The sequence below is a fragment of the Polaromonas sp. P1_G4 genome (genome assembly GCF_056405475.1).
The window spans coordinates 1-4,203 of record NZ_JBFUCA010000376.1; the positions used below are offsets into that span (position 1 = coordinate 1).

Annotated in this window: 3 protein-coding genes and 1 pseudogene; 2 read left to right on the forward strand and 2 right to left on the reverse strand. The window is 66.2% G+C overall.

Features of this window, described 5'->3' with window-relative positions:
• Positions 1 to 165 (reverse strand): annotated as a pseudogene (locus AC1D1X_RS16905) (DSD1 family PLP-dependent enzyme); the annotation flags it as partial.
• Positions 166 to 196: 31 nt separating this feature from the next.
• Complete coding sequence (locus AC1D1X_RS16910) at positions 197 to 1,165, reverse strand: ornithine cyclodeaminase family protein (protein WP_477671213.1); 969 nt, start codon at positions 1,163 to 1,165, stop codon at positions 197 to 199.
• Positions 1,166 to 1,330: 165 nt separating this feature from the next.
• Between AC1D1X_RS16910 and AC1D1X_RS16915 the strand changes: the two genes are divergently transcribed.
• Both AC1D1X_RS16915 and AC1D1X_RS16920 read left to right on the forward strand, forming a co-directional pair.
• On the forward strand, positions 1,331 to 2,800 hold the full coding sequence (locus AC1D1X_RS16915) for an MFS transporter (protein ID WP_477670812.1): 1,470 nt from the start codon (positions 1,331 to 1,333) through the stop codon (positions 2,798 to 2,800).
• A 262-nt stretch (positions 2,801 to 3,062) separates the two neighbouring features.
• Positions 3,063 to 4,203 (forward strand): DEAD/DEAH box helicase (locus tag AC1D1X_RS16920; protein WP_477698713.1); only part of this gene is annotated, 1,141 nt, incomplete at its 3' end.

Genomic DNA, 4,203 nt, shown 5'->3' on the forward strand with positions numbered 1-4,203 from the left:
CGCGACGGGTGTGCATTTGCTGGTTTTGACGTGCGGCCGGAAGCGCACGCCGAGCGCATTCATGCGCTGCTGCATGCGCGCGATGTTGCGCTGCATGCGCGGCAGGTCAATCAACGCGGCGGGCGTGYCGAGTGTGGCCAGGGGGTTGGGCTGGTTGGTGGTCAAGGGAGTCTCCAGAACGATATGGGCGTCAAACTCACCAGGGCCAGGCAATGCTTTGGCCCTTGCCGGCAAGGCGCGCGCGCTGCTCCAGCAGACGGGCGACCGTGAGGTCCTGCAAGGCGATACCTGTCATGTCGAACAAGGTGATATCGCCGGCGCCGCGCGAAAAGGTGGCCTTGCCCGACAGCACATCGCCGATTTCAGTGCACGCGGTTTCGGGCGCCCATTGCAGCTCGCCGATGCTGCGCGACTGGGCTGCATCGTCCACAAACACGCGCGCTTTGGCAAGCAGGCCTTCGGGCAGCTCGCGTTTGCCTTTGGTGTCGCTGCCCACGGCATTGATGTGGGTGCCGGGCCGGAGAGCAGCCAGCTCGAACAACGGGCCCTTGCCGGTCGTGGCCGTGATCACCACATCGCTTTGGGCCACGGCGGCATTCACGTCTGCCGCATGCGAGATGGCGCACTGGCCGGCAAACATCGCTTCAAACGCGGCCTTTGGCCCGCCATTGGCCGTGGCGTAAAACACCTGGCGCAGCCCGGGCAGCTGGCGAAGGGCAAAGCGCAGTTGCGCCTGCGCCTGCACGCCGGTGCCGAAGACGCACATCGTGCGGCTGTCCTGCCGCGCCAGCTCCAGGCCCAGGCCGCCGGCGGCGCCGGTGCGCTCGGTGGTGACGGCGTTGCCGTCAATCAGGCAGGTCGGCCGACCTGTGGCGGGGTCTAGCAGCATGATGGTGGCCTGGTGGGCATCAGCGCCCCGCGCGAGGTTGCCAGGCCAGAAACCGGCCGCCTTGAAGCCCAGCAGCGACTGCGCACCCACGTCGCCCGACTTGATGCCGAACACACCGCCGGTTGCCAGCCTTTCACGCACCAGGGAGAACACGCGGCCCTCCCCCTGGCTGTGGAGCACAAAGGCCTCGCGCGTGGCCGCAAGGACATCGGCGGGCAGCAGCAGGGACTCGACCGCGTGTTTGTCCAGCAGCAGGAGTTGGGCATCAGCCGGCATGCTTGCCTTGGATGGCGGGGAACTGGCAGGATGGGGCATGGGTGGCTGCGCGGTCACGGTATGTGTCGTCATCTGGAAATATTATCCATAATTAGACTAATTGTCAAATACCGGACAACCATCCACCGCCATCTATCCGCCACCTACCCAACACCAGGAGCCCTCATGCCCGGCAACCCGCACGCCCCCTGCGACGAAGGCATCATCCGCGCCCAACATCAGAAGGCCGACAGCGCCCCGCACCCCGGCTTCGCGCTGGCCGCCACGGTGCTGGGCTCGTCCATGGCCTTTATCGACGGCTCGGTGGTCAACATCGCCCTGCCCGCCATCCAGCGCGACCTGACGGGCGGCTCGGCCGACGGGCTGGCGGCCATGCAGTGGGTCATCAACGCCTACCTGCTGGCGCTGGGCTCGCTGGTGCTAGTGGGCGGCTCGCTGGGCGACCGCTTTGGCCGCCGCACGATTTTTATCCTGGGCATCGCGATCTTCACGGCGGCCTCGGTGGCCTGCGGTTTTGCACCCGGCCCGCTGGCACTGATTGCTGCGCGCGCCGTGCAAGGCGTGGGCGCGGCGCTGCTGGTGCCGGCCAGCCTGGCCATCATCGGCAATGTGTTTGAGGGCGAGGCGCGCGGCAAGGCCATTGGCACCTGGGCGGCATGGGCCGCCATCACCGGGGCGGCCGGGCCGGTGCTGGGCGGCTGGCTGGTCGATGCGGTGTCGTGGCGGGCCATCTTCTTTTTGAATGTGCCCATGGCGGTGGCCACCGTGTGGCTGGCTCTCTATGCCGTGCCCGACAGCTGCGACCCGGACGCGCCGCAGCAGTTGGACTGGCCGGGCGTGCTGCTGGTGGCCGGCGGGCTGGGCGCACTCACCTACGGACTCACGCTGGCGCCCGAGCGCGGCTGGAACGCGGCCGCTGTGCTGGGCTGTATCGCGCTGGGCGCAGCGCTGCTGGTGGCGTTCGTCGTTGTGCAAGCCCGCACGCACGCCCCCATGATGCCGCTGGGCCTCTTCAAGTCGCGCGACTTTGTGGGCACCAATTTGCTCACGCTGCTGCTGTACTTTGCGCTCAGCGGTGCGTTGTTTTTTCTGCCCTTTGTATTGATAGGCGCCTTTAAATACTCCGCCACCGCCGCGGGCGCTACGCTGCTGCCGCTGTCGCTGCTGCTGGGCTTTTTATCGTCCAGCACCGCCAAGCTGACGGAGCGATTTGGCGCGCGGCGCATGCTGATGGCCGGACCGGCCGTGGCGGCCGCCGGCTTTGCGCTGCTGGCGCTGCCCGGCGTGGGCTGGTCTTACTGGGCGGGCTTCTTCCCGGCCATGGTGGTGCTGGGCCTTGGCATGACGATTGCCGTCGCGCCGCTGACCACCACCGTCATGAACGCCGTGCCAACCGCCCACGCCGGTATTGCCTCAGGCATCAACAACGCCGTGGCGCGCGTCGCCGGCCTGCTGGCCGTCGCGGTGCTGGGTGTGGTGTTTGCCGTCAGCCTGCAGGGGCCGGTGCAGGCGGCGGCGCCCGAAGTGCTGATCAACGCGTTTCGCTGGGTGGTGCTGGGCTGTGTGCTGTGTGCGCTGGGGGCGTCGGCGTGCGCGCTGCTGTTTCTGGCGCCGGCCAGGCAGCCTCAACCATGAGTTTCTCGGGGTTTGGCGGCTCTCGCCCAAAATATTAAGCRAAAAAGGCCTCCAGCCCAGGCAGGTCATTGGCTTCTAGCTCTACTTTTGATAGCAAGCAGCTTGCGGGCTTGATCGGTGCAAAGCGGTGTGCAGCCTCGTGCCACCCGCCCTGGGCCTCGCCAAAGGCTCGAGGCTTAAACTTGCGGCTTCAAGTGGCAACGCAAAACCGCCCCACGCGCTTGCTCTCCGCCCTCTCTCTCACCCTCCTCCACACCCACCCATGCCATTTTCCTCACTGGGCTTTTCGCCCGCACTGCTGCCCGCACTCTTGCGCGCGATGGAGGAACAGGGCTATACCGCCCCGACCGCCATCCAGTCAGCCGCCATCCCCGCCATTCTGGAAGGGCGCGACGTACTGGGCTCGGCACAGACGGGTTCGGGCAAGACGGCGGCGTTTTCGCTGCCGCTGCTGCAGCAACTGGTCAACGCACCGGTGCCTACAGAACGCCAGCACCGGCCGGTGCGCGCCCTCATCCTGGTGCCCACACGTGAGCTGGCCGCGCAAGTCGGTGAAGCCATCGTCGGGTTTGCCAAATATCTGCCGCAGCGCGTGAAAGTCGCGGTCGTGTTCGGCGGCGTCTCCATCAACCCGCAGATGATGAACCTTCGCGGCGGCGCCGACATCTTCGTCGCCACGCCCGGCCGCCTGCTTGACCTGATCGACCATAACGCCCTGACGCTGACCAACACCGGCACGCTGGTACTCGACGAAGCCGACCGCCTGCTCGATCTCGGCTTTGGCGAAGAACTGAATCGCATCCTGGCCCTGCTGCCCGCTAAACGCCAGACGCTGTTCTTCTCAGCCACCTTCCCGCCCGCCATCGAAGCGCTGGCGTCCAGCCTGCTGCGCAACCCGCTACGCGTAGAAGTCGCACCGGTAGAGCAAGCCATACCCGACATCACCCAACGCGCCATCGAAGTCGACGCACCCCGCCGCACCCAACTGCTGCGCCATCTGGTGCAAACCGAAAAATGGGAGCGCGTCCTCGTCTTCGTCGCCACCAAACACGCCGCCGAAATCGTCGCCGACAAACTGCGCAAAGTAGACATAGAAGCCGAACCTTTCCACGGCGAGCTCAGCCAGGGCAAACGCACGCAAGTGCTGCAAGACTTCAAGATCAAGGCCGTGCAAGTGGTCGTGGCCACCGACGTCGCCGCCCGCGGCATCGACATCGCGCAAATGCCCGTAGTCGTGAACTACGACCTGCCCCGATCAGCCACCGACTACACCCACCGCATAGGCCGTACTGGGCGTGCGGGTGAGTCAGGTTTGGCGGTGAGTTTTGTGAGTGCTGCCACCGAAGCGCACTTCAAACTGATCGAAAAGCGCCAGGGCATCAAGGTGGCGCGCGAGCAAGTGG